19 protein-coding genes are annotated in these 21,611 nt (G+C 62.9%); 12 read left to right on the top strand and 7 right to left on the bottom strand.

What is annotated here, in order from left to right; translation table 11 throughout:
• The first annotated feature begins 234 nt into the window (after nt 1–234).
• From RFM52_RS29995 to RFM52_RS30005, 3 genes are all read left to right on the top strand, one after another.
• Nucleotides 235–2,103, top strand: a complete 1,869-nt coding sequence (locus RFM52_RS29995; protein ID WP_320298271.1) for a pilus assembly protein — start codon at nt 235–237, stop codon at nt 2,101–2,103.
• 196 nt (nt 2,104–2,299) lie between these two features.
• Nucleotides 2,300–4,273, top strand: a complete 1,974-nt coding sequence (locus tag RFM52_RS30000; protein WP_320298272.1) for a pilus assembly protein — start codon at nt 2,300–2,302, stop codon at nt 4,271–4,273.
• 137 nt (nt 4,274–4,410) lie between these two features.
• Nucleotides 4,411–5,043 carry a LysE family translocator gene (locus RFM52_RS30005; RefSeq protein WP_320298273.1) on the top strand — a complete coding sequence of 211 codons (633 nt, stop codon included), beginning with the start codon at nt 4,411–4,413 and terminating at the stop codon, nt 5,041–5,043.
• 25 nt (nt 5,044–5,068) lie between these two features.
• Here the strand turns inward: RFM52_RS30005 and RFM52_RS30010 are convergent, their stop codons facing one another.
• A complete protein-coding gene (locus RFM52_RS30010; RefSeq protein ID WP_320298274.1) occupies nt 5,069–5,893 on the bottom strand; it encodes a DUF2189 domain-containing protein in 825 nt (274 codons plus the stop codon).
• A gap of 224 nt (nt 5,894–6,117) precedes the next feature.
• On the opposite strand from RFM52_RS30010, the gene RFM52_RS30015 reads away from it, so the two are divergent.
• Entirely contained in the window at nt 6,118–6,624 is a 507-nt protein-coding gene (locus tag RFM52_RS30015) for a CAP domain-containing protein (protein ID WP_320298275.1), read from the top strand.
• A gap of 36 nt (nt 6,625–6,660) precedes the next feature.
• Here RFM52_RS30015 and RFM52_RS30020 read toward each other — a convergent pair whose 3' ends face one another.
• Both RFM52_RS30020 and RFM52_RS30025 read right to left on the bottom strand, forming a co-directional pair.
• A complete protein-coding gene (locus tag RFM52_RS30020) occupies nt 6,661–7,386 on the bottom strand; it encodes a haloacid dehalogenase type II (protein ID WP_320298276.1) in 726 nt (241 codons plus the stop codon).
• Complete coding sequence (locus tag RFM52_RS30025; RefSeq protein WP_320298277.1) at nt 7,383–8,306, bottom strand: DMT family transporter; 924 nt, start codon at nt 8,304–8,306, stop codon at nt 7,383–7,385. Before RFM52_RS30025 ends, RFM52_RS30020 begins: the two co-directional genes overlap by 4 nt.
• 204 nt (nt 8,307–8,510) lie before the next feature.
• On the opposite strand from RFM52_RS30025, the gene RFM52_RS30030 reads away from it, so the two are divergent.
• Nucleotides 8,511–9,401, top strand: a complete 891-nt coding sequence (locus RFM52_RS30030) for a LysR family transcriptional regulator (protein WP_320298278.1) — start codon at nt 8,511–8,513, stop codon at nt 9,399–9,401.
• Between the two features lie 43 nt (nt 9,402–9,444).
• On the opposite strand, the gene RFM52_RS30035 is transcribed toward RFM52_RS30030, so the two are convergent.
• The 4 genes from RFM52_RS30035 to RFM52_RS30050 form a co-directional block, all read right to left on the bottom strand.
• Nucleotides 9,445–10,977, bottom strand: coding sequence for a DHA2 family efflux MFS transporter permease subunit (locus RFM52_RS30035; protein ID WP_320298279.1), 1,533 nt, complete (start codon nt 10,975–10,977; stop codon nt 9,445–9,447).
• A 408-nt stretch (nt 10,978–11,385) separates the two neighbouring features.
• The gene (locus RFM52_RS30040; RefSeq protein ID WP_320298280.1) at nt 11,386–12,564 is read right to left on the bottom strand and encodes an HlyD family secretion protein; all 1,179 of its coding nucleotides are present in this window, start codon (nt 12,562–12,564) and stop codon (nt 11,386–11,388) included.
• Nucleotides 12,561–13,040 (bottom strand): MarR family winged helix-turn-helix transcriptional regulator, encoded by a 480-nt coding sequence (locus RFM52_RS30045; RefSeq protein WP_320298281.1) that lies wholly within the window; start codon nt 13,038–13,040, stop codon nt 12,561–12,563. The genes RFM52_RS30040 and RFM52_RS30045 overlap by 4 nt, the downstream gene beginning before the upstream one ends.
• 202 nt (nt 13,041–13,242) lie before the next feature.
• Nucleotides 13,243–14,448, bottom strand: a complete 1,206-nt coding sequence (locus tag RFM52_RS30050; RefSeq protein WP_320298282.1) for a glycosyltransferase family 4 protein — start codon at nt 14,446–14,448, stop codon at nt 13,243–13,245.
• A 178-nt stretch (nt 14,449–14,626) separates the two neighbouring features.
• Between RFM52_RS30050 and RFM52_RS30055 the strand changes: the two genes are divergently transcribed.
• From RFM52_RS30055 to RFM52_RS30085, 7 genes are all read left to right on the top strand, one after another.
• Nucleotides 14,627–15,514, top strand: a complete 888-nt coding sequence (locus RFM52_RS30055; protein WP_320298283.1) for a glucosamine inositolphosphorylceramide transferase family protein — start codon at nt 14,627–14,629, stop codon at nt 15,512–15,514.
• A 182-nt stretch (nt 15,515–15,696) separates the two neighbouring features.
• The gene (locus tag RFM52_RS30060) at nt 15,697–16,305 is read left to right on the top strand and encodes a CDP-alcohol phosphatidyltransferase family protein (RefSeq protein ID WP_320298284.1); all 609 of its coding nucleotides are present in this window, start codon (nt 15,697–15,699) and stop codon (nt 16,303–16,305) included.
• A 36-nt stretch (nt 16,306–16,341) separates the two neighbouring features.
• Complete coding sequence (locus tag RFM52_RS30065; protein ID WP_320298285.1) at nt 16,342–18,129, top strand: bifunctional alpha/beta hydrolase/class I SAM-dependent methyltransferase; 1,788 nt, start codon at nt 16,342–16,344, stop codon at nt 18,127–18,129.
• Between the two features lie 13 nt (nt 18,130–18,142).
• Nucleotides 18,143–19,480, top strand: a complete 1,338-nt coding sequence (locus RFM52_RS30070) for a phosphatase PAP2/dual specificity phosphatase family protein (protein WP_320298286.1) — start codon at nt 18,143–18,145, stop codon at nt 19,478–19,480.
• Nucleotides 19,477–19,920, top strand: a complete 444-nt coding sequence (locus tag RFM52_RS30075; RefSeq protein ID WP_320298287.1) for a hypothetical protein — start codon at nt 19,477–19,479, stop codon at nt 19,918–19,920. Before RFM52_RS30070 ends, RFM52_RS30075 begins: the two co-directional genes overlap by 4 nt.
• Nucleotides 19,917–20,576, top strand: a complete 660-nt coding sequence (locus RFM52_RS30080; protein ID WP_320298288.1) for a lysophospholipid acyltransferase family protein — start codon at nt 19,917–19,919, stop codon at nt 20,574–20,576. The genes RFM52_RS30075 and RFM52_RS30080 overlap by 4 nt, the downstream gene beginning before the upstream one ends.
• Nucleotides 20,576–21,511, top strand: a complete 936-nt coding sequence (locus tag RFM52_RS30085) for a phosphatidate cytidylyltransferase (RefSeq protein WP_320298289.1) — start codon at nt 20,576–20,578, stop codon at nt 21,509–21,511. Before RFM52_RS30080 ends, RFM52_RS30085 begins: the two co-directional genes overlap by 1 nt.
• Nucleotides 21,512–21,611: the final 100 nt, after the last annotated feature.

Genomic DNA, 21,611 nt, shown 5'->3' on the forward strand with positions numbered 1-21,611 from the left:
CGCGGCTGGTCCCGCATAACGGAAGCGCTTCATCCTGTCACGAGCTTTCCCCGTCGCCTTCTGTCGAGTCGATATCGCAAGCCCCGCAAGCACAGGGTTAACGCGCCGTCAAAAAGGCGGCGCGTGGTTGATTGTTTCGCGCAAGCTGAAATTTAACGATTTGTGACCATGGTAGCAGACTGGATACGACTATCGTCGCATCTCGACATGGGTCCTTGGCGGGGGAAAAGCGCAATGATCCTCGATTTTTTTCGCGATAGGCGGGGTAACTACGCCTTAATGACGGTCATCACGATGATACCGCTGATGGGCGGCGTGGCATTGGCTGTGGACTATACCGAGCTGGTGCGGGAGCGGCAGGAGACACTCAACGCACTGGACGCCGCCGGTATCGCGACGGCACAGCAGATCGTCGCCGGCGCCACGGACGCCGAAGCCAAGGCCTATGCCAAGACATTCTTCGAGGCCAATCTCAGGCATGTCCTTCCAGCGAACACGACGCTGACGGTGACCCTGCCGAACAACAATGCTGGCGGCGGCACGCTGGTTCTCGAAGCAGGGATGACCTACAAGCCGTATTTCCTGCCGGCCGCGGTCGCGCTGCTCGGCGGAACAGCCGGCCAGACGAACCTCAACTTCTCGGCCAGGTCCGAGATCCGCCTCAAGAACACGCTGGAAGTTTCGCTGGTGCTCGATAATTCGGGCTCGATGACCGATATCAGCGTCTCGAACAAGGTGCGGTTCGACCTGTTGAAGAGCGCGGCCAAGCAGCTTGTCGACCAACTGTCTGGGCAAGCGCAGTTGATGAAGCAGGTTTCCAAGTCAGTCCAGTTCAGCCTGGTGCCCTTCGCCGCCTCGGTCAATGTCGGCTCTGCAAACGCCGACGCTGCCTGGATGGACACCACAGGCCTCTCGCCGCTCGACCAGGAGAACCTCGATTGGTCGACGCTCACCTCGGCCAACTCTCCCAACCAATATGCGGTGAAATCCGGCAACAACTACTATGCGAAAGGTTCGGCGTGGGATCCAGTTCAGTTGAACAATGTGCTGACGCGCTTCTCGATCTACAAGTGGATGAAGCGCATATCGTCGTGCACCAAAGACAGGAATAACAACTGCACGTCCAACATTGTGTACGCGCCAATTGCGAGCTGGGGCGGCTGCGTCGAATCGCGCCCCTATCCCTACAACATTCAGGATACGGCCGCCTCGACCTCGACACCGGCGACTATGTTCGTGCCTATGTTCGCCCCTGACGAGACCGATAACACCGACGGCTTTTCGCGTTCCGCCTACAGCAATTGGCACTTGGATGCATCAAGCGGTACGGACGCGGCGCGGCAGCGCTACATGCCGAAATATTTCAATGCCGGCATCGGCACTAAAGTGACGCCCGCCTACGGCATGAACGAAGGCCCTAACACCAGTTGCAGCACAACCGCTATCACGCCGCTCACCGACGTATCGACCACGGCAGGCGCAACGTTCGTCAAGACGGCGATCGATGCCATGGCCGCCAGCGGCGCCACCAACGTACCGGAAGGCATGGCCTGGGGCTGGAGAACCCTCTCCAGCACAGCTCCGTTCACTGAGGGCCGCCCCGAGAATGAAAAAGGTAACGACAAGGTCTTGATCGTCCTGACGGACGGCGCAAATACGTATTACACACCAAACTCGCTCGGGGCCAATGACCTGGCGGGTGCCAAATCTACTTATTCGGCGCTTGGTTATGTGAATCCGTACAATACTACCTACAGCTATGGCCGCATTTTCCTCGGTACCAGCAGCAACGTCAGCAAGACCGACTATTCGAATGCCAACTACACCAAGGCCATGAACGAGCATTTCGCCACGCTGTGCGACAATGCCAAGGCCGCTAACATCATCGTCATGACCATCGCGCTTGACCTCAATTCCAGCAACACCGCCGAAGCGGCGCAGATGGCCGCGCTGAAGAGCTGCTCGTCGGATTCGCGTTTCCGCAAGGATCCAACCGACCCCAGCAAGCCCAAGAAGCTGTTCTGGAACTCGACCGGCGCGACGTTGTCGGACGACTTCAAGGAAATCGGCAACGAACTGTCGAACCTGCGCATCGTCAGCTGAACAGCAGGACAAACGATCCTCGACGCCCGCCGCGCGGCGGGCGTTTTTCGTCGTGGACCACGCCATTGCAACTGGCTTGGTTAGCGGTTGGTGAAGCCGCCGTTAAGCAATCGAGCGGTTTGCCAAACCGGTCCTTCAGCGTTTTGTGGAAGTGTGGCCCGGCGAAAATCCGGCGGCGGGGGGCCGCTTACCTGAAATGCGTGAATTCTGGCGTCACTTCTGCCGCGACCGGCGCGGCAACTATGCCCTGATGACGGCGGTCGCCATGGTGCCATTGATGGGCGCGGTGGCCATGGGTGTCGATTTCGGCGAGCTCAACCGCGAAAAACAGATGGTGCTGAACGCCCTCGACGCCGCCAATTTCGCCGCGGCGGGGCGGCTTTCGCAAGGGGCGACCGACGACCAGATCAGGGCCTACGCAGCAGGCTTCTTCAATTCCAACCTCAATAGCATCGACCCCAGCAACCTTTCGCTCGACGTCACGCTGCCGGGCAGCCAGACCGGTGGCGGCCTGTTGAAGCTTTGCGCGACACTCACCTATCATCCCTATTTCTATCCGGCCGCGGCGCTGCTCAATGGCGCGTCGGATGGTGATGCGCATAAGCCAATCCAGATCGAGATGTGCTCCCAGGTGCGGCTGAAGAACACGCTGGAAGTGGCAATGGTGCTCGACAATTCGGGCTCAATGACAACGCCCGGCACCGGCTCGGGACAGAAGCGCATCGACCTGCTCAAGCAGGCCGCCAAGCAGCTTGTCGACACGCTGGCGCAGCAGGCGGCGCAGATCAAGCAGATCGACAAGCCGGTGCAGTTCAGCCTCGTGCCCTTCGCGGCCTCGGTCAATGTCGGGCCGGAAAACGACAACGCCTCCTGGATGGACGTCTATGGGCTGTCGCCGATCGCCAACGAGAATTTCGACTGGTCGACGCTGAATGCTCCCGACAAATACGCCCAGAAGGTCAACGGCGTCTGGTACAAGAAGGGTACCGGTTGGGGTGGCGAAGAAGACCAGGTTCTGAGCCGCTTCGAGCTCTACCAAGACATGAAGGTGGTGACCAGTCACGAGCGCATCGTCGGCAGCGCGCGCACCGTCTGCGACACATATCGCTCGAACCACACCTGTTCGCACAGCCATACGGAATATGATTACAACGACACCTATGGCCCGTTCGCCAGCTGGCAGGGTTGTGTCGAGGTCCGTCCCTATCCTTACAATGTCGACGACACGCCGGCCTCGGGCGGCCCGAACAACACCGGTATCGGCATCGGCGACCCCGCCACCATGTTCGTGCCGATGTTCGCGCCGGACGAGCCTGGTAATCATTGGAAGATCACCCAGAACCCGCTCGAGCCGAATCCGACGACCTATGGCGCGGCGAACAGTTGGTGGAACGACGATCCGTCGAGCACCACCGGCAAGACCAGGCAGTCGAACATGGCCAAATACTTTCAGCCGCGGCCGATCGATGCTCCGACCCTTGGTTCGGGCGCCGGCCCGAACTACAGCTGCACCACCACGCCGATCACGCCGCTCACCGACGTCACGCAGACGGATGGGCTTGCAGCCATCAAGGCGGCGATCGACCTGATGCAGCCCAACGGCAACACCAATGTGCCCGAAGGCATGGCCTGGGGCTGGCGCACCGTGTCGAGCGCGCCGCCCTTCACCGAGGGACGGCCGGAAACGGAGCGCGGCAACGACAAGGTCGTCATCGTGCTCACCGACGGCGAGAACACCTATTCGACGGTCAGTTCAGATCCGGCCGGCAACAAGTCGACCTATGCCGCCTATGGCTACACCGGCGTCGGCTACAACGGCACCTCGGTCACCCGCCTGTTCGGCGGCACGTCGAGCGCCATCGGCCAGTTCAACTATTCGTCGAGCAACTATACCGCGGCGATGAACGAGCAGATGGCGAAGCTGTGCGACAACGCCAAGGCGGCCAACATCATGGTAATGACGGTCGCGCTCGACATGTCGTCGACCAGCTCGAGCGACCAGAAGGCGATGGCCGCTCTAAAGACCTGCTCTTCCGATTCCCGCTTCCGCAAGGATCCGACCGACCCAAGCAAACCCGCCAAGCTGTTCTGGAACGCCACCGGAGCGACGCTCTCCGACAATTTCAAGGAGATCGCCAACGAGTTGTCGAACCTGCGCGTGGTCGGGTAGGCATGCCGATATTCGGGTGAGACCGGCCTCACCTGAATCTCACCACGCCTTGTGCTGGCGCAACGGCCCAGCGCCGCCAAGCCCTTGCGAGTTTTGGCGAAGCGGCGCACATCTCGGGCACTTTCGCAGAGACCCCGATGCCCGACGCCGCCAATCATCTGACCTTCGCGCTGATCTGCCTCGGCATGGTGCTCACGCCGGGGCCGAACATGATCTACCTGATCTCACGCTCGCTGTCGCAAGGGCCGAAAGCCGGGCTGATCTCGCTCGGCGGCGTGGCGCTGGGCTTCCTGTTCTACGTGGTGTCGGCGGCCTTCGGCATCACCGCGCTCATCTTCGCCGTGCCTTACGCCTACGACGCGCTCCGCTTCGCCGGCGCGCTGTATCTTCTATGGCTCGCCTGGCAGGCGCTGAAGCCCGGCGGGCGCTCGCCCTTCCAGGTCCGCGAGTTGCCGAGGGACAGGCCGCGCAGGCTTTTCGTCATGGGGCTGATGACCAACCTGCTCAATCCGAAGGTGGCCGTGCTCTACCTGTCGCTGCTGCCGCAGTTCATCAATCCGGCCAAGGGCCATGTTCTGTCGCAGCTTCTGGTGCTGGGCGTGACGCAGATCTCGATCAGCCTCACCGTCAACGCCATCATCGCCGTGACCGCCGGCTCGATCGCGACCTTCCTGGCCGGACGGCCGTTCTGGCTGGTCGTCCAGCGTTGGATGATGGGCACGGTGCTGACGGCGCTGGCCTTGAGGATGGCGACCGAGGCGCAAAGGTAGCCGTCACCCCAAGAACACTGCCATTCTACATCGGCCGGCGTTCAGGCCGGATTTGCTCCGGCTCGACGACCTTGCGGTAGAGATGCCAGGTCGCGTGGCCGAGGATCGGCATGACGACGGCGAGCCCGGCAAACAGCGGGATCGAGCCGATCACCAGCAACACGGCGACGGTGAGGCCCCAGAGCGCCATCGTCAGCGGGTTGGCCATCACCGCGCGGGCCGAGGTTTCGATCGCCGAGACGGCGCCGACGTCGCGGTCGAGCAGCAGCGGGAAGGCAATGACGGTGGTGGCCAGAACGACAACGGCGAAAACGAAGCCGACGGCGTTGCCGACGAGGATCAGCGTCCAGCCCTTGCCGGTCGTCAGCACGTCGCGCACAAAAGCGCCGACCGAGGCGGGCGGCTCGGCGCCGAACAGGCTGGTGTAAAGCGACTGCGCGGTGAACAGCCACAACAGGAACAGCGCGAAGAGCAGGATGCCGATGACAGCGATCGACGGCAGCGCCGGCGAATGGCGGACATCGAGCGCATGCCGCCAATGCGTGTTCATGCCGAGCTCGCGCCGGCGGCTGATCTCATAAAGGCCGATGGCCGCGAACGGGCCGATCAGCGCGAAACCGGACATCAACGGATAGACGAGCTGGATGGCGTTCGAGCCCGAGGTCCACTGCGTCAGGATCAGGCCGACGATCGGGTAGACCAGGCAGAGGAACACATAATGCGAGGGCTTGGCCCAGAAGTCTTCGGCGCCGAGCTTCAGCGCGTCCCAAAGGTCCGAGGTGGAGATGCGGCGCACCGTGGGCTGCACATGCATCCCGTACGCGTCCGACATGACATGAAAACCGGCCATAACCGTCCTCCGTTTGTCAGTGCATGAGCCCGAAAACCAGGAGGTTCTCGCCAAGCAATCATGCGCCAGATCAACGCGGGTCGGTCACCGCCTGTGGGTGGCCGCCCGTGGCTGCCACTTCAAGAACGACCACATCATAATCGATCTTCCGGGAAAAGTCGCCGCATCACGCGATTTTCATCGCCTGCCCGGCAAAAGCCACGATCGCCGGTATCAGAGGCCGGATGAGCATCTCGATCACAGCCCTCCCCGATCTCAACCGCCGCATGCTGCTCAAGGCTGCCGGCCTTGCAGCGCTTGCCGGCATCGCCGCCTGCAGCACCGTCACGGTGCCGACCGGCGAAGGCGCCGGCGCCTCCTCCTCAGCCACCGCGACGCTAGCCAGCATCCGCAGCTCCGCTGGGATGCCGGCGCTGACGCCGGACGCGCAGCTCGAACAGGCAGCACTTCAGCAGGCCGGCTACATGGCCTCGCGTGAACGCATGAGCCACACCACCGGCTGGGGCAAGGATTTCGCCTCGCGCATGAAGGACAATGGCGTGCGGGGTGCCGCGGCGGAAAACATCGCCGAGGGCCGTTTCGACCAGCAAAAACTGTTCGACATCTGGATGCATTCGGCCGGCCACCGCCGCAACATGCTCGATCCGGACTTCAGCCGTTTCGGGCTGGCTTATGTGCGCGACGGCCGCGATCCCGCCTTGCGCTATTGGGCGCTCGTGCTCGGCAGGTAAGGCTGGAAGAGCCACCGCCTGCGGGCGGCTCGATGATCAGCCGCCGCGCAGCTCTTCAGCGTGCGCCTTGGCCAGCGCGGCCATGCTGTCGAAGCGAAAATCCACCTTCGGCACCTCGCCCGGATGCATCGTGGCGCCAAAGCCCTGATCGGCGTGCCTGCGATGGATCCAGCAGGAATTGAGACCTAGGCGGCTGGCGGGAACATGATCATGGAACAGGCTTTCGGCCGTGTGCAGGATCTGCCCCTTGGCGATGCCGATCGTGCCGAGCTTCTCGAGCATATAGTTGAAGTTGCGGTCGGAAGGCTTGTAGGAGCCGATATCCTCGGACGTGTAGATCGCGTCGAAATCCACGCCGAGCTTTTTGTTGCTGAAAGAGAAGCTGGTGTTGTCGACGTTGGAGAGGACGACCAGCTTGTAGTGCTGCTTGAGATATCGCAGCGCTTGCGCGGTATCGGCAAAGGCCGGCCAGTCCTTCACGCTTTCGCCATAGGCCACGCATTCTTCGCGGGTGGCGACGACGCCCCATTCCTCCGCGAGCCGCTTGTAGACGACCGCCAGGAGGTCGCTGTAGCGCTTTGCAGGCGTCCATGTCTGCTGACTGGATTCATGGCGGGCATGCGCTTCCAGTATCTCGTTGCGGCTGACGCCGCGGCCGACCCGATCGGTCAGCGGCTTCAGGCCGTCGATCATGCCGGTTTCCCAGTCTATGAGGGTTCCGTAGCAGTCGAAGGTCAGCGCTTGGAAATCCGTCAGCTTCATGGGTTTACCTCCTTGATGTCCATGATTGGTTGAATTCGGCCGCGCGACGCGGTGAGCCAGACCCCGAACAGGGTCACGCCAAGGCCGAGGAACATCGCCGTCGACAGCGGCTCGCCGAACATCGCCCAGCCCCACAGCATCGTCACCGGCGGGCTGAGATAGATCACGCTGCCGACCTGGGCGACGCTGTAAAGGCGCAGGCTGGCGTAATAGATGCCGTAGCAGAAGAAGGTCGAAAACAGCACCAGCCAGGCGATGCCGAACGCGAAACGGCCGTCGAGAGGCGGCGCCAGCCCGCCATTCCATGCGGCGCAGACGGCAAAGAGCATCGCTGCCGTCAGGCATTGAATGCACAGGCTCTGGTGGATGGGCATATCGATCGTCCCCATCCGCTTCTGCACAACCGTCGCCAACGCCATGACCAGCATGGAGCCGACCGTCACCAGATAGGCCCAGAGCGGGGCCGTGCCGAGGGTCAGGCTGTCGAGCGAGACGATGAGCACGCCGGCCGCTCCGAGAGCCGTTCCGACCCATTGCCTGCCGCTGAGACGCTGACCCAGCACCGGTTGCGACAGGGCCGCGATGGCGAGAGGGACAAGATCGGAGATCAGCGCGACAAGGCCGGTCGGCACACGTTGGCCGATGGCCAGGGCGAACCCGCCCAGATAGAGAAACATCGTCGCCGCGCCGAACACCATCTGCTGACTCACCGCACGCGCGCCGATACGCGGCCCGATCAGGAGGGCGAATGGCAGAAGGATCAATCCGGACACCAAGGTCCGCCAGAACAGCACCAGCATGACATGGGCATTCTCGCTGGTGAAGCGGATGCCGACAAAGCCGGAGCTCCAGCTCAGGACCAGTGCGGCCGCCATGATCGGCCACAGCAATGGATAGGCTTTGTTTTGCGCCAGCATCATCAAGCTTTCTGTCCCCGGCACCTCGATCCAAAAGCGGATCAAAGCCGTCTGCGCAGACTTATGGCGACGCAAACGCGCACTTGCACATGACAAATTTCGATAGGCTCATGAAATTGCCATGAGACCTGGCATACATGATTGCCTGAAATTCGGTTCTGCGTCAGAAGTTGGCGTGTTGTTTTTTCATTCTGAACGAGATTTGTCATGGCTGGAGTGATGAGCCGCCGCCTGGATGTCGATGCCATGCGGGCATTGGTGGAGATCGAGAACCATGGCGGCGTCACGCGCGCGGCCGAGATTCTGGGCCTGTCGCAGTCGGCCGTCAGCCACAAGATCAGAAGGCTTGAAGCAAGTCTCGACTGCGAGATACTCAGCCGCAAGGCAAACGCGCCGCTGTTCACCGCGGCCGGGCGGGATCTCCTGAGCTATGCGCGGCGCATCCTGGGCATCCATGACGAAGCGATCCTCAGCCTGTCCAAAAGCACGCTGCAGGGCAAGATCGCCTTGGGGATGACCGAGGACACGACCTGCACCGACCTGGCGCGTATCCTTGGCCGGTTTCGCCGGCTCTATCCCGAGGTGAGCGTGCGCACGCAGGTGCGCATGAGCCTCGCACAGCAGGCGCTGCTGGGCCAGGGCGCGCTCGATGCCGCCATCATCCAGGTGTTTCAGCATGAGGTGCGTCCCACCGACGTCGTGCTGTTTCGCGAAACGCTGCATTGGGTAAAATCTCGCGACCTCATCGTGTCGAAGGACAAGCCGGTGCCTTTTCTGTCCTTCGACGAGAACTGCTTCTACCGGCGCTGGGGTCTCGAGCTCGGGCAGGACGACGGCATGCTGTTCGAGATCGTGTTCGAATGCTCGAGTGCCGCCGGGATCGTTGCCGGCGTGACCTCAGGCCTCGGCGTGGCGCTGTTGAGCGAGCGACACTTGCGACCCGAGATGGAGATCGTCGACAGGGATTTTCCCAAGCCTCCAGGCCTGGCCTATGTCATCAGGCGCGCACGCGGGCCTCGCAATCAGGCGCTGGAGACCCTGATCGCGGAAATCGTGGCCGAGGTAAGCCGTCACGGGGTGCTTCAAATCGCGGTCTGAGCGCAAGCATGCAGCCGCGCCCGCGACCGGCGCCGCCGCGCCATCAATCCATATGGGCGGCCGGCGCTCCGCCCGCCGGCGCCGCTTTTGGCTTGCGCAGCAGGATGACGAACGGAACCGCGATCAGCGTCATCACCATCAGGATTTTGAAATCGTTGATGTAGGAGATCATCATCGCCTGGGCGTTCACGGCGCGGTCGACCTGCGAAAGTGCTGCGGGATCGGCGGCGGCGGCCGCTGGAGAGGCGGCCCACAGGTTCGGGTTGTAGGGGTTGATGAAGGCCGAAAGCTCGGTGTGGTTGATCTGGGTGTTGCGCACCATCAACGCCGCGACCACCGACACGCCGATGGACGAGCCCAGATTGCGCACCAGGCTGAACAGCGAGGTGGCGTCGGTGCGGTAGCGCGCGTCGAGCGTGGCGAAAGCGACCGCCGACAGCGGCACGAACACCATGCCCATGCCGAGGCCCTGGACGACGCCCGAAGAGATGATCAGCCAATTGTCCATTTGCGGCGTAAAGCTCGCCATCGTGTAAAGCGACTGCGCGGTGAGCAGGAAGCCGATGGCGACGAGGATCCTCGCGTCGATCCTGTGCATGATGCGGCCGACGACCAGCATCGAAATCATCGTGCCGATGCCGCGCGGACCGAGCACCACGCCGATGGTCACGGTCGGATAGCCGAAGATATTGGCCAGCATCGGCGGCAACAGCGACATCGAGGCCAGGATCAGCACGCCCATGACGAAGATGAAGCCCAGCCCGGTCACGAAATTGCGGTCGAGGAAGATCTTTGGATCGATGAAGGGATGCTCCGATGTCACCGTGTGGATGACGAACACCCAGAAGCCGGTGAGCGACAAAGCAAGCTCGATCCAGATCTCGGCCGAGTTGAACCAATCGACCTCGCCGCCGCGATCGAGCAGAAGCTGCAGCGCGCCGACGCCGAGCGACAGCATGGCGAAGCCGAAGAAGTCGAAGCCGCGCATGCGCTTGGCGACGACGGGCAGATAGGCGGCCATACCGAGGAAGGCGAGGATGCCGACCGGCAGGTTGATGAAGAACACCCAGCGCCAGTTGAAGTTCTCCGTCAGCCAGCCGCCGAGCGTCGGCCCCAGGATCGGCCCGAGCATGATGCCGGCGCCCCAGATCGCCATCGCCTGGCCGTGGCGCTCCTTCGGGTTGATGTCGAGCAGGAAGGTCTGCGACAGCGGCACGATGGCCGCGCCGAACACGCCCTGCAGCAGGCGGAACAGCACCATCGTCTCGAGGCTCCAGGCGAGGCCGCACAGCATGGAGAAGATGGTGAAGCCGACGACGGAGAAGAGGAACAACTCCTTGCGGCCAAGCCTATCGGCGAGCCAGCCGGTGACCGGCGTCATGATCGCGGCGGCCACGATATAGGAGGTCAGCACCCAGTTGATGTTGTCGGGCGACGCGCCAAGGTCGCCGGTCATGGTCGGCAGCGCGACATTGGCGATCGTGGTGTCGAGCGCCTGCATGATCGTCGCCAGCATCAGCGCGACCGTGATCAGTCCGCGATGCGGCACTTCCTTGAAGGTTTCTGGCGTGCTCATGGTGCTGAACTTCCAGCAGGGTACAAAAACGTGTAGACTAGAGCATGATGCCGAAAAGTGTGGAGCGGATTTCGGACGACATCATGCTCTATCTCTTTGATTTAGAGTCGGATTCAGATTTCAGGTCGAATAGACCTGAAATCATCCGGCTCTAGGCTTCCGGGCGGCAAAGCCTTCCGTTGAGAGACCTTCATCGCGGTGGGACGCGACTATCGATGTGGGGGTTACATCGACCGAAAGTCTCTGTTGGAGCGGATGCCTGCCGCCCGGAAACCTGAGGACCGACGGGTCCGCGACGAGGCCTCAGCATTCGAACGAGCCGCCATGCGGCTGCCTTGCTGAGCCTTGTCACTCCTCCCGTCAGACCAATCCCCAATGCCCGTCGGATCGCGGCGGGCTTCGCTGTCGTTACTGCGTGTGCTCCCCCGCCGTGGCGTGACCGAAGATCGACGGCAGGCCGCGCGCCACGCCGGTGTCGACGGTGACGGTCGCGCTCATGCCGGTGCGCAGCGCCATCTTGGCGTCGGGATCGGTCAGTTCCAGGCGCACGGGAATGCGCTGCGTGACCTTGACCCAGTTGCCGGTGGCGTTTTGCGCGGGCAGCAGCGAGAACTCCGCGCCCGTGCCGGCGCCGATCGCCTTGACGGTCGCCTCGAAGGTACGGCCCGGATAGGTATCGACGACGATTTCGGCCTTCTGGCCCTGCTTCATGTTGGTGAGCTGGGTCTCCTTGAAATTGGCGTTGATCCAGGTGTCTCCGGTCTCGACCAATGCGAACAGCGGCGTGCCGGCGGAGACATACTGGCCGACCTTGAAGGACGCGGCCTGGTAGATGACGCCGTCGGCCGGCGCCTTCACGGTGGTCTGCGCCAGGTCGTAGGCGGCCTTGTCGCGCGCGGCCAAAGCCGCCATCACGGTCGGATGCTTGTCGGTCTCGATGTCGGGATTGCCGCCCAGTGCCGCCTTGGCGCTGACGATGCCTTGCTCCGCGACGGCCAGTTGCTGCTGGGCCTTGTCGAGGTCGTTGCGGGCCTGGTCGAGCGAGGACTTGGCATTGATGCCTTTCTGCGCGAGATCGGCGGCGCGGCCATATTGCGACTGCGCATAGTCGACCTCGCTGGAGGCGGATTTTTCCTGCGCCATCGCCTGGCTGTAGGCGGCGCGCAACTGCTGGACATTGAGACGCGCCGCGGCGACCGCCGCATCGGCCTGGGCGAGCGCGATCCGGTAAGGCTCGGGATCGATGACGAAGAGAAGGTCGCCCTGCTTGACCAACTGGTTGTCGGCGATGCCGACCTGGACGATACGGCCCGCCGTGTCGGAAGCGACCGAAATCCTGGCCTGCTGCAGATTGGCGTTCTCGGTTTCCTGATAGCGGCCGCCGGTCACCCAGACATACGTGCCGCCCGCAAGCAGGACGAGCGGCAGCGCAACCATCAACAGGAAGCGGCCGATGCGCCGCTTCTTCTTGGGCGCGGCCGGAGCGGGCTGCCGCCCGGGAGCCACCGCGACCGGAGCGGCCGTCGGCTGCGTCGGGGCTTCCAGCTTGGTTACGACGTCGTCTTCTCTCTTGGCTGCCGCGCTCATGCTGCCGCCCCTTCCCTGCTTTTCATCTGTTCCAGGGACGATGCCTCGCCGTCCGTCAGGTTCTGCACGATCGTGTCCAGAACCCGGATCAGGATGCGCCGATCTTCCGGCGAAACACCGGTCAAGGACTCCTCATAGACCTCGCCGGCAAGGCTTTTGACATCGGCGTACGCGGCACTCGCCTTCTCGGTCGGAAAGATCATGCGCACACGGCGGTCGGTCGCGTCCTGGCGGCGCTCGATCCAGCCGCCTTCCTCCATGCGGTCGACCAGCCGCGAGACGCTGATCGGCTCGATTTCGAGGAGTTCGGCCAGCCGCGCCTGGTTGATGCCTTCCTCCTTGGCAACGCGCACCATCAGCCGCCATTGCGCCGAGGAAAGCCCCAATCCGCTGGCGCGCGCTTCGAAACGCTTGCGCATCAGGCGCTGCACGTCGTGGATCAAAAATCCCAGTCTGTCGATACCATCTGAAACCATGTGCGATAGATATGATAAGCGTGCTTACTATTCAAGCGAAAGCTTTGCCCCAGAAGCCGGCAAATCGACATATCCGGCATCCGATGCATTCATGGTTAGCGGCCGGTGAATTCGGAGATCCGCTCCAGGGCTCGCCGCCAACCCGCCGGGTTGCGGATTTAAATGAGGCGATACGGGACGACTGCGTTAGCACTACAAGCCGTCAGCGAACCTGCCGTGTGATCAAAGATTTGAGCGCGCTGGCGTTGTTTTCGATGCTAAACCGGGACCGAACATCCGCTCGAGCCCGATGCGCCATCGCGCGCATTTCGTCCGGGTGACACAGCGCGTAATCCAGCCATTGTGCAAAATCATTCGCATTTGGCTCGGCCAGCAGGCCTGTTTCCAGATGGGAGATTGTCTCCGGAATACCGCCAATATTGCTTGCCACGATCGGAATGCCGAGTCCCGCCGCCTCAACTTGAGCCATACCCAAAGCTTCGACGAATGAAGGCATAACGACGAGATCCGCCTTTTCCAGGATCGCCGCAACGGATGGCAATTCACCCATCCAGATTTGATCATAAAGGCCAAGCTCGATTGCCCGCTGCTTGATCGATTCTTGCTCAGGCCCCGATCCAACAATTGCATAATGAACCGGGGGCCACCGCGAACGCAATTTCGCTATTGCGTCAAGCATCATAAGGTGGCCTTTTTCCTTGCGGAGCATGCCTACCTGCACGATCAGCGCGCCGCGCTTCCTTTCGATCCAGTGAGAAAGATCAGAAGGAAGATCAAGGTAACGTTCCGCGTCAAGTTTTTCGAAATCCACGCCTGGATAAACCACTTCGATCCGCTTAGGGTCGACTCGGCTATTGGACAGAATTCTTGACCGCAAATACTTGCTTGGAGTGAATGTAACGTCTACGAAATAGTTATAACTATTTGCTGATATTTTTCCAGCTAGGTATGCTTTAGACCTAATCAGGCGCGGACGATTTCGACCGAAAAATCGTGCAGCAATTGCAAGATTGTCTGTATCATGACCGCTGTGACAGACGCATGCGGTGGGCCGCATTGCAGCGATCAGCCGACATAAGCCAATTATCGTGCGCGGATCTGCACCGTTTCTAAATGGAAGCGTCTCTGTCCGAATGTTCATTGTCGCCGCTAAAGCCCCAACCCGAGAATTCGGGCGGCAGGCAAGCACCACGTCAATCCCAGACGCTAGAAGTGATCGCATTTGGATCAGCAACTGGCGTTCCTGTCCGCCGATATCAGGTGAGCTTTCAGTAAAAATAACGCTGTCGATTTTTTTGTTATTTGAATTCATGATATTTAAATGGCGATTGTCGGAATCGCTTGCCTGCTGATCGACACTTTTCTTCGGAGACGGCCGGGCGAAGAGGCGCCCGCTCCAGCCCAACAAATGGATAAGCGAACAGAGCCGCCGGCCAGCGGTATCGCGAATTCACTTCCCAGGGCAATGTAAAAAAATCAGCTTGGCCGCGCCTTGCGGAACAAGCCTTCCCGCCCACAGTGCCGCAAACGCGGTTTGCGGGGCTGCATGGTTTGCTGCATAGATGCGCCGGCGCAGCGGGGACCAAATGATGTTCGATATCTGGCAGGCGGGTATCGTCCCGGATCGGATCGACAACGCACTTGCCCCGCAAGGCCTGGACAGGAGCCGGATCGTCTGGCTGCCGTCTCAAGGATCCTACCGCTTCATCGCCGATCCGTTCGGCCTCTTCCATGGCGACCGTTTCGTGGTGCTGGTCGAGGCCTATGATCACAGGGTGAGACGCGGCGAGATCCACTACTACAGCTACGACCGGGACTGGACGCTCAAGGAGCGCGGCGTGGCCTTGAAGGAGCCGTTCCACCTCTCCTATCCGTTCCTGATCCGGCAGGGGGAGGATATCTTCATGCTGCCGGAGGCCTTCAAGAGCGGGCGGCTCACGCTTTACAAGGCGACCGATTTTCCAAAGGCGTGGCAGCCGGTCGCCGTGCTGCTGGACGAGCCGGTGGTCGACGCGGCCATCTTTCGCCACCAGCAGCGCTGGTGGATGCTCTACGCGCTCAACGGCCCCGACAAACGGGACACGCGCGAGTTGCACGCCTCTTTCGCGGAGAGCCTGACCGGCCCCTGGAGCAAGCATCCGCGAAATCCGGTGCGCACGGGATACGCATCGTCGCGGCCCGGCGGCTCGCCCTTCGAGCATGATGGCCAACTGCATTTCCCGACCCAGGACTGCACAAACGGCTACGGCGCAGCCATCAACCTGTTGCGGATCGAGCGCCTGACGCCGGAGGAATTTTCGGCCGACATCGTCAAGCGGCTGTCGCCCGAGGGGTGGCTCGATGGCTTCGACACCGGCCTGCACACGCTGTCGGACGGTGGCGGCGTGACGCTGATCGACGTCCGCCGCTTCGAGCGCACGCCGAAGCGGCACCTGATCAAGCTGCAGTATTGGCTGCGCAAGCAGATGCGGTGAGCTTGCGGCAACCGCGATCATGGTTAGCGTCGAGTGAATTCGGCAATCCGCTGCCACCGGCCTGAGGCGATGCATTCACGGCAAGGCGTCAACCGTCTGAAAATTCACTGTGTTTTCTGCCGTACGCTAGCGCCTTTCGGCTCGCTCATGATAAAGGTTGGCGTGGATCGGGGGATCACGCAATGCCGACGCTTTATGCACTGAAGCCGGCCTTCCAGGACAGGCTGCGGCCGCTTGTCGGCCGGCTGGCGGCAATGGGCGTGACGGCCAATTTCATCACCATCGCGGCGGCCGCCCTCTCGATAGCGGCCGGCGTGGCGATCGCCACGGCGCCGGGTTCGCGCCTGCTTCTGCTGCTCATTCCCCTGGTGCTGTTCGTGCGCATGGCGCTCAACGCCATGGATGGCATGCTGGCGCGTGAGCACGGCCAGGCCTCGACGCTTGGCATGTATCTCAATGAAATCTGCGATGTCGTTTCCGATTTGGTGCTCATCCTGCCCTTTGCCGCCTTCGCGCAATTTGGCGCCTGGGGCGTCGTCGCCTTCGCCATCGCAGCGATGCTCGCCGAATTCGCCGGCGTGCTCGGCATCGCCGCAGGCATCGGACGCAACTATGCCGGGCCGTTCGGCAAGAGCGACAGGGCGCTGGGGCTCGGCGTGGTCGCTGTGCTCACTGCCGCCGGCCTCTGGCCCGCGGTGATCGCGCCTCTTGTGTTTCCGGTGATGGCTACGCTTTCGCTGCTGACCGCCATAAACCGGATACGCGCCGGTCTTACTGGCAAGACCGGCTAGGCATCGAGGCTCGCGATGCCGTCCGAGGGGAAAAGCATGCTTCACGAACAGATCGCAGCCGCGCCGGCGGAAAGCCCTGCGCGGCAGGCGCAGGAACGCAGCTTCCACAGCCATGACGGCACCGAGATCTTCTACCGTTTCTGGCCGGCGTTATCGGCCAAGGCCAAAGGCGCGGTCGTGCTTTTCCATCGCGGCCACGAGCATGGCGGCCGCATGGCGCATCTGGCCGACGAATTGCGCATGCCGGATTACGCCTTCTATGCCTGGGATGCGCGCGGCAACGGCCGCTCCGCCGGGGAGCGCGGCTATGCTCCGTCTTTCGCGGCACTTGAGCGCGATATCGACTGTTTCATGCGCGAGATCGCCGCCAAGGACCGTTTCGGCGCACAGGATATCGCGCTCATCGCGCAATCCTTCGGCGCTGTGCTCGCCGCTGCGTGGGTGCACGACTATGCGCCGAAACTGCGCGCCATGGTGCTCGCCTCGCCCGCTTTCTCGGTCAAGCTCTATGTCCCCTTCGCCAAGGAAGGCATCGCGCTGTGGCAGAAGATCAAGGGACGCTTCTTCGTCAATTCCTATGTCAAGGCGAGCCTGCTCACCCATGACCCGGTGCGCATCGCCTCGTTCGAAACCGATCCGCTGATCACCAGGCCGATCGCGTCGAACATCCTGGTCGAGCTCTACCAGCATGCGGCGCGCATCGTTGCCGACGCGCGCGCCATCACCGTGCCGACGCAGCTTCTTCTGTCCGGCAGCGACTGGGTGGTGCGGCACGGCCCCCAGCACGAGTTCTTCGTCAATCTCGGCAGCCGCGTGAAGGAGCGGCATGTCCTGGCGGGCTTCTTCCACGACACGCTGGGCGAGCGCGACCGCGCCAAGGCGCTCGATCTGATCCGGCCGTTCATCGAAGGACAATTCGCGTCGCCGGCCGAAGCTGTCGACCTGAAACAGGCGGACATTGCCGGTTACACACGCGACGAGGCCGACAGGCTCGCCTCTCCGCTCGATCTCCTCTCGCCCAAGGGCCTCTATTGGGCATTAAGCCGCGCTTTCATCCGCATCGGCAGTTGGTTCTCGCGGGGCATGAAGGTCGGCGTCGGCACCGGTTTCGATTCCGGCTCGACGCTGGACTATGTCTATGAGAACGACGCCCGCGGCCTCGGGCCGATCGGCCGCATGGTCGACAGGACTTTTCTCGACGCCATCGGCTGGCGCGGCATCCGCCAGCGCAAGCTCAACATCGAGGAGCTGATCGGCCAGGCGCTGGCGACGCTGAAAGCGGCCGGGCGGCCAGGCCACATCCTCGACATCGCCGCCGGCCACGGCCGCTACGTGCTCGATGCGATCGGCAAAAGCGCCGAACAGCCGGCCAGCGTGCGCCTGCAGGACTATTCGGATCTCAATGTCGAGTTGGGCCGCAAGCTGATCGCCGAGCGGCAATTGCCGGCCAGCGTCTCGTTCCGGCGCGCCGACGCCTTCGACGGCGACGGGCTGGCGGCGCTCGATCCGGCGCCGGACCTCGCCATCGTCTCCGGCCTCTATGAGCTCTTCTCCGACAATGCGCCAATTGCCCGCTCGCTCGGTGGCCTCGCCCGTTCGATGCAGCCGGGCAGCCTGCTGATCTACACCAACCAGCCATGGCACCCGCAGCTCGAAATGATCGCGCGCAGCCTGACCTCGCATCGCGGCGGCCAAGCCTGGGTGATGCGGCGGCGCACACAAGGCGAGATGGACCAACTGGTCGAAGCCGCGGGCTTCGAGAAGCTCGACCAGCGCATCGATCAGTGGGGCATCTTCACCGTCTCGCTGGCAAGGCGGGTTTAGGAACCGTCCACGCATGCCCACCAGTGCCGAGCCTCCGTCGCCTCCAGCCAACGCAGCCGCCGAACCCTATGGCCGCGTCGTCCTCCGGGCCGCGCTTTGGCTCGCCTTTCTGGCGCCGTTCTTCTATTCGACCTACGGCTTCGCCAACTGGCTGGCCTCGACCCGCAATCAAGTCGGCAGCATCGTCTTCTCCTGGGAGCACCATGTTCCGTTCATGGCCTGGACGATCGTGCCCTACTGGTCGATCAACCTGTTCTACGGCCTGTCGCTTCTGCTCAACGATAGCCGGCGGGGCGTCGACCGGCTGGCCGGCCGCTACCTTACCGCGCAGGTCGTCGCCGTCTCGTGCTTCATCCTGTTTCCGCTGACCGCGACCTTCGTGCGCCCGGCAACGACCGGCCTGCCCGGCTTCCTGTTCGCCGTGCTCGGCGGTTTCGACAAGCCGTTCAACCAGGCCCCTTCCCTGCATATCGCGCTGCTGGTGATCATCTGGGACCATTGGCGCCAGCGCCTTTCCGGCCCCCTGCTCGTTCTCTGGCACTTTTGGTGTTTTCTGATCGGCGCCTCGGTGCTGACGACCTGGCAGCACCATTTCATCGACATCCCGACCGGCGCGCTGCTCGGCTTCTTTGCGCTGTGGCTGTTTGCAGCCGAGGGCGAGCTGCCTTTCGCCGGCTTCCGCCTGACGATCGATGGCAAGCCTCGGCGCCTTTCACTCTACTACGCGCTGGGCGCCGCTCTGGCGCTTGCCGGCGCGGCCATTGGCGCTTTCTTCTCGGCCATCGCGCTCGTGCTTTTGTGGCCTTCGCTGGCACTAGTCATCGTCGCTTTCGGCTATGCCGGTGCCGGACCAAAAGTGTTCCAGAAGACGGCGGACGGGCGCGTGTCGCTGGCAAGCCGCGTCCTGCTTTGGCCATACCGGCTGGGCGCAAGGGCCAATGCCTGGGCCTGGACACGCAAGCTGCCGCCTGTCGTTGCCGTCACCGACGGCGTCTTCCTCGGACGTTTTCCCGATGCTGCCGAAGCCGATGGCTTCGGCATGGTGATCGACCTTGCCGCCGAACTGGAGCGGCCACACGATGCGACAGGGCGCTGGACGAGCTTTCCCATGCTCGATCTTGTTTCGCCTGCGGAGAGCACGCTCGACGAGGCCGTGGCGGCGATCGAGCCGGCGCGCAGGCAGGGCACGGTTCTGGTCTGCTGCGCGCTCGGCTTCCAGCGCAGCGCCAGCGTCGTCGCCAGATGGCTGGTCGCCACCGGCCGCTCGCACACGCCGGCGCAGGCCCGCAAGCAGCTCGCCGCTTCCGGCCGACCGGTGCATCTTCAGGTCGGACTGGACGAGCCGGCATGAGCGGCGACGCCTATCAACGCAAGACTGCCGGCCTCGCCGCAATGCTGGTCAAGCAGGCGGCATGGCCGGTGGCAATCGTGATCGCCGGCGAGAGCATCGCGCCGCTCGTCGCTTCGGCGCGCGGCGCCTTCCACGCGCCCCTCGCGGTGCTGGCGCTGCTGGTCGCGGCGGCGAGCGCCGTGGCGGTGCTCGGGCTCTCGGCGCTTCTCCTCTTCGATGCGCTGTTGTTCCGGCTGATGGCGAGCCATGATGACGAGGCTTCCGGAGGCGTCGCGGTCGACGACGTGCTGGCGCGCATGCGGCTGAAGCCCTCCCCGGCCACGCCGCGGCGGCTCAACGAGCGTATCGCCGGTACTCGCCGCCTGCTGGCCAGGCAGCGGATCGCCTTCGCGGTCTTCGTCGTCGCGTTCCTTTGGGCCGGTTTCTGGATGCCAAGATGAGCAAGCTGGCGCTGCGCACCTATACGCTGCTGCAGACGGTCACCTCCGTCGGCCTGTCTGCGATGGCCTGGGCGGTCACCGGCGTGCGGCCGATCTGGAACGGCAGCCAGCCGTCGGACCGGCAGCGCATCTATTTCGCCAACCACACCAGCCATGGCGACTTCATTCTTCTGTCGGCCTGCCTCAGCGAGACGGAGCGTGCCAAGACGCACGCGATCGCCGCGGCCGAATATTGGGGCAAGTCGCGGCTGCGACGCTTCATCGCCCAGGACATGCTGTCTTCCGTGCTGATCAGCCGGCAATGGACAAGCGAGGCGGAGCATCCGATCTCGATCATGCTCTCCGTGCTCGACCAGGGCCATTCGCTGATCATCTTCCCGGAAGGTACCCGCAACAGCAGCGACGAGCTGCTGCCGTTTCGTTCCGGCCTCTACAATCTGTCGATGGCGCGGCCGGACGTCGAGCTGATCCCCTGCTGGATCGAGAACATGTCGCGCGTGCTGCCCAAGGGCCAGTTCCTGCCGGTGCCGCTGCTCTGCCGCGTCGTCTTCGGCGCCCCCGTTGCGGTGGCGCCGGGCGAGGAACGCCGCGCCTTTCTGCAGCGCGCCCGCGACGAGCTTCTGGCGCTCGATCCGCGCCCCGACCGAGACGATTGATGCGCCACGAAATCAGTATCTTGATCATCGGCCTTTTCGTGGTGCTGAGCACCGCCAGCATCACCGCCGCCATCCTTTCGGCGCGCGCGCCCAAACCGCTGAGCGCGACGCTGGTCAACCTCACCCAGCGCATCAACGCCTGGTGGGTGATGGTGGCGCTGATGACGGTCGCCTTCTTCTTCGGCCGCTACGGCATGACCATCCTGTTCGCGCTGATCTCGTTCGCGGCGCTGCGCGAATTCGTGACGCTGACGCACAGCCGGCGCAGCGACCATTGGGTGCTGCTCGGCATGTTCGGCATCGTCATCCCCTTCCAGTACTGGCTGGTGTGGACAGCCTGGTATGGCCTCTTCATCATCTTCATCCCGGTCTACTGCTTCCTGCTGATGCCCGCGATCACGGCGCTGCACGGCGACACCGAGCGCTTCCTGGAGCGCATCGCCGCGCAGCAATGGGCGATCATGATTTCGGTCTATTGCGTCAGCCACGTCCCTGCTTTGCTGACGCTCAACGTGCCGGGTTTCGAAAACCGCAACCTTCTGCTCATCGCTTTCCTGATCATCGTCGTGCAAGGCAGCGACGTGCTGCAGTACATCTTCGGCAAGCTGTTCGGAAAGCACCGCTTCTCGCCCACCGTATCGCCATCGAAAACCTGGGAAGGGTTGGTCGGCGGGCTGGTTGCGTCGAGCCTGCTCGGGGCGCTGCTCTCCTTCATCACGCCATTCTCGCCGCTGCAGGCCTCGGCCGTCGCCTTCGTCGCCTGCACGATGGGATTCCTCGGCGGGCTGGTCGCATCGGCGATCAAGCGCGACCAGGGCGTCAAGGACTGGGGCCATCTGATCGAGGGCCATGGCGGCATGCTCGACCGCACCGACAGCCTGGTCTTCGCCGCGCCGATCTTCTTCCACATCGTGCGCTACTTCTGGACCGTTTGATCCTCGCCAGTCACAGCCGGTTGCGCATCAGTATGGTGACGACGAAGAAGGCGTCGAGCGAGCTGGTGATGATTTGCCGCGGCACATCTGTCGACCCCTC

The organism is Mesorhizobium humile, assembly GCF_033977215.1.
Lineage (GTDB): Bacteria > Pseudomonadota > Alphaproteobacteria > Rhizobiales > Rhizobiaceae > Mesorhizobium > Mesorhizobium humile.

Bases quoted from the DNA above. Each gene is read 5' to 3' on its own strand.
- RFM52_RS30010 (WP_320298274.1), bottom strand. From the start codon at position 5,893: ATGGCCGGTTTTCATGTCATGTCGGACGCGTACGGGATGCATGTGCAG.
- RFM52_RS30030 (WP_320298278.1), top strand. From the start codon at position 8,511: ATGGCTGGAGTGATGAGCCGCCGCCTGGATGTCGATGCCATGCGGGCA.
- RFM52_RS30025 (WP_320298277.1), bottom strand. From the start codon at position 8,306: ATGATGCTGGCGCAAAACAAAGCCTATCCATTGCTGTGGCCGATCATG.
- RFM52_RS30055 (WP_320298283.1), top strand. From the start codon at position 14,627: ATGATGTTCGATATCTGGCAGGCGGGTATCGTCCCGGATCGGATCGAC.
- RFM52_RS30085 (WP_320298289.1), top strand. From the start codon at position 20,576: ATGCGCCACGAAATCAGTATCTTGATCATCGGCCTTTTCGTGGTGCTG.
- RFM52_RS30000 (WP_320298272.1), top strand. From the start codon at position 2,300: ATGCGTGAATTCTGGCGTCACTTCTGCCGCGACCGGCGCGGCAACTAT.
- RFM52_RS30035 (WP_320298279.1), bottom strand. From the start codon at position 10,977: ATGAGCACGCCAGAAACCTTCAAGGAAGTGCCGCATCGCGGACTGATC.
- RFM52_RS30065 (WP_320298285.1), top strand. From the start codon at position 16,342: ATGCTTCACGAACAGATCGCAGCCGCGCCGGCGGAAAGCCCTGCGCGG.
- RFM52_RS30070 (WP_320298286.1), top strand. From the start codon at position 18,143: ATGCCCACCAGTGCCGAGCCTCCGTCGCCTCCAGCCAACGCAGCCGCC.
- RFM52_RS30015 (WP_320298275.1), top strand. From the start codon at position 6,118: ATGAGCATCTCGATCACAGCCCTCCCCGATCTCAACCGCCGCATGCTG.
- RFM52_RS30075 (WP_320298287.1), top strand. From the start codon at position 19,477: ATGAGCGGCGACGCCTATCAACGCAAGACTGCCGGCCTCGCCGCAATG.
- RFM52_RS30040 (WP_320298280.1), bottom strand. From the start codon at position 12,564: ATGAGCGCGGCAGCCAAGAGAGAAGACGACGTCGTAACCAAGCTGGAA.
- RFM52_RS30020 (WP_320298276.1), bottom strand. From the start codon at position 7,386: ATGAAGCTGACGGATTTCCAAGCGCTGACCTTCGACTGCTACGGAACC.
- RFM52_RS30060 (WP_320298284.1), top strand. From the start codon at position 15,697: ATGCCGACGCTTTATGCACTGAAGCCGGCCTTCCAGGACAGGCTGCGG.
- RFM52_RS30080 (WP_320298288.1), top strand. From the start codon at position 19,917: ATGAGCAAGCTGGCGCTGCGCACCTATACGCTGCTGCAGACGGTCACC.
- RFM52_RS29995 (WP_320298271.1), top strand. From the start codon at position 235: ATGATCCTCGATTTTTTTCGCGATAGGCGGGGTAACTACGCCTTAATG.
- RFM52_RS30005 (WP_320298273.1), top strand. From the start codon at position 4,411: ATGCCCGACGCCGCCAATCATCTGACCTTCGCGCTGATCTGCCTCGGC.
- RFM52_RS30045 (WP_320298281.1), bottom strand. From the start codon at position 13,040: ATGGTTTCAGATGGTATCGACAGACTGGGATTTTTGATCCACGACGTG.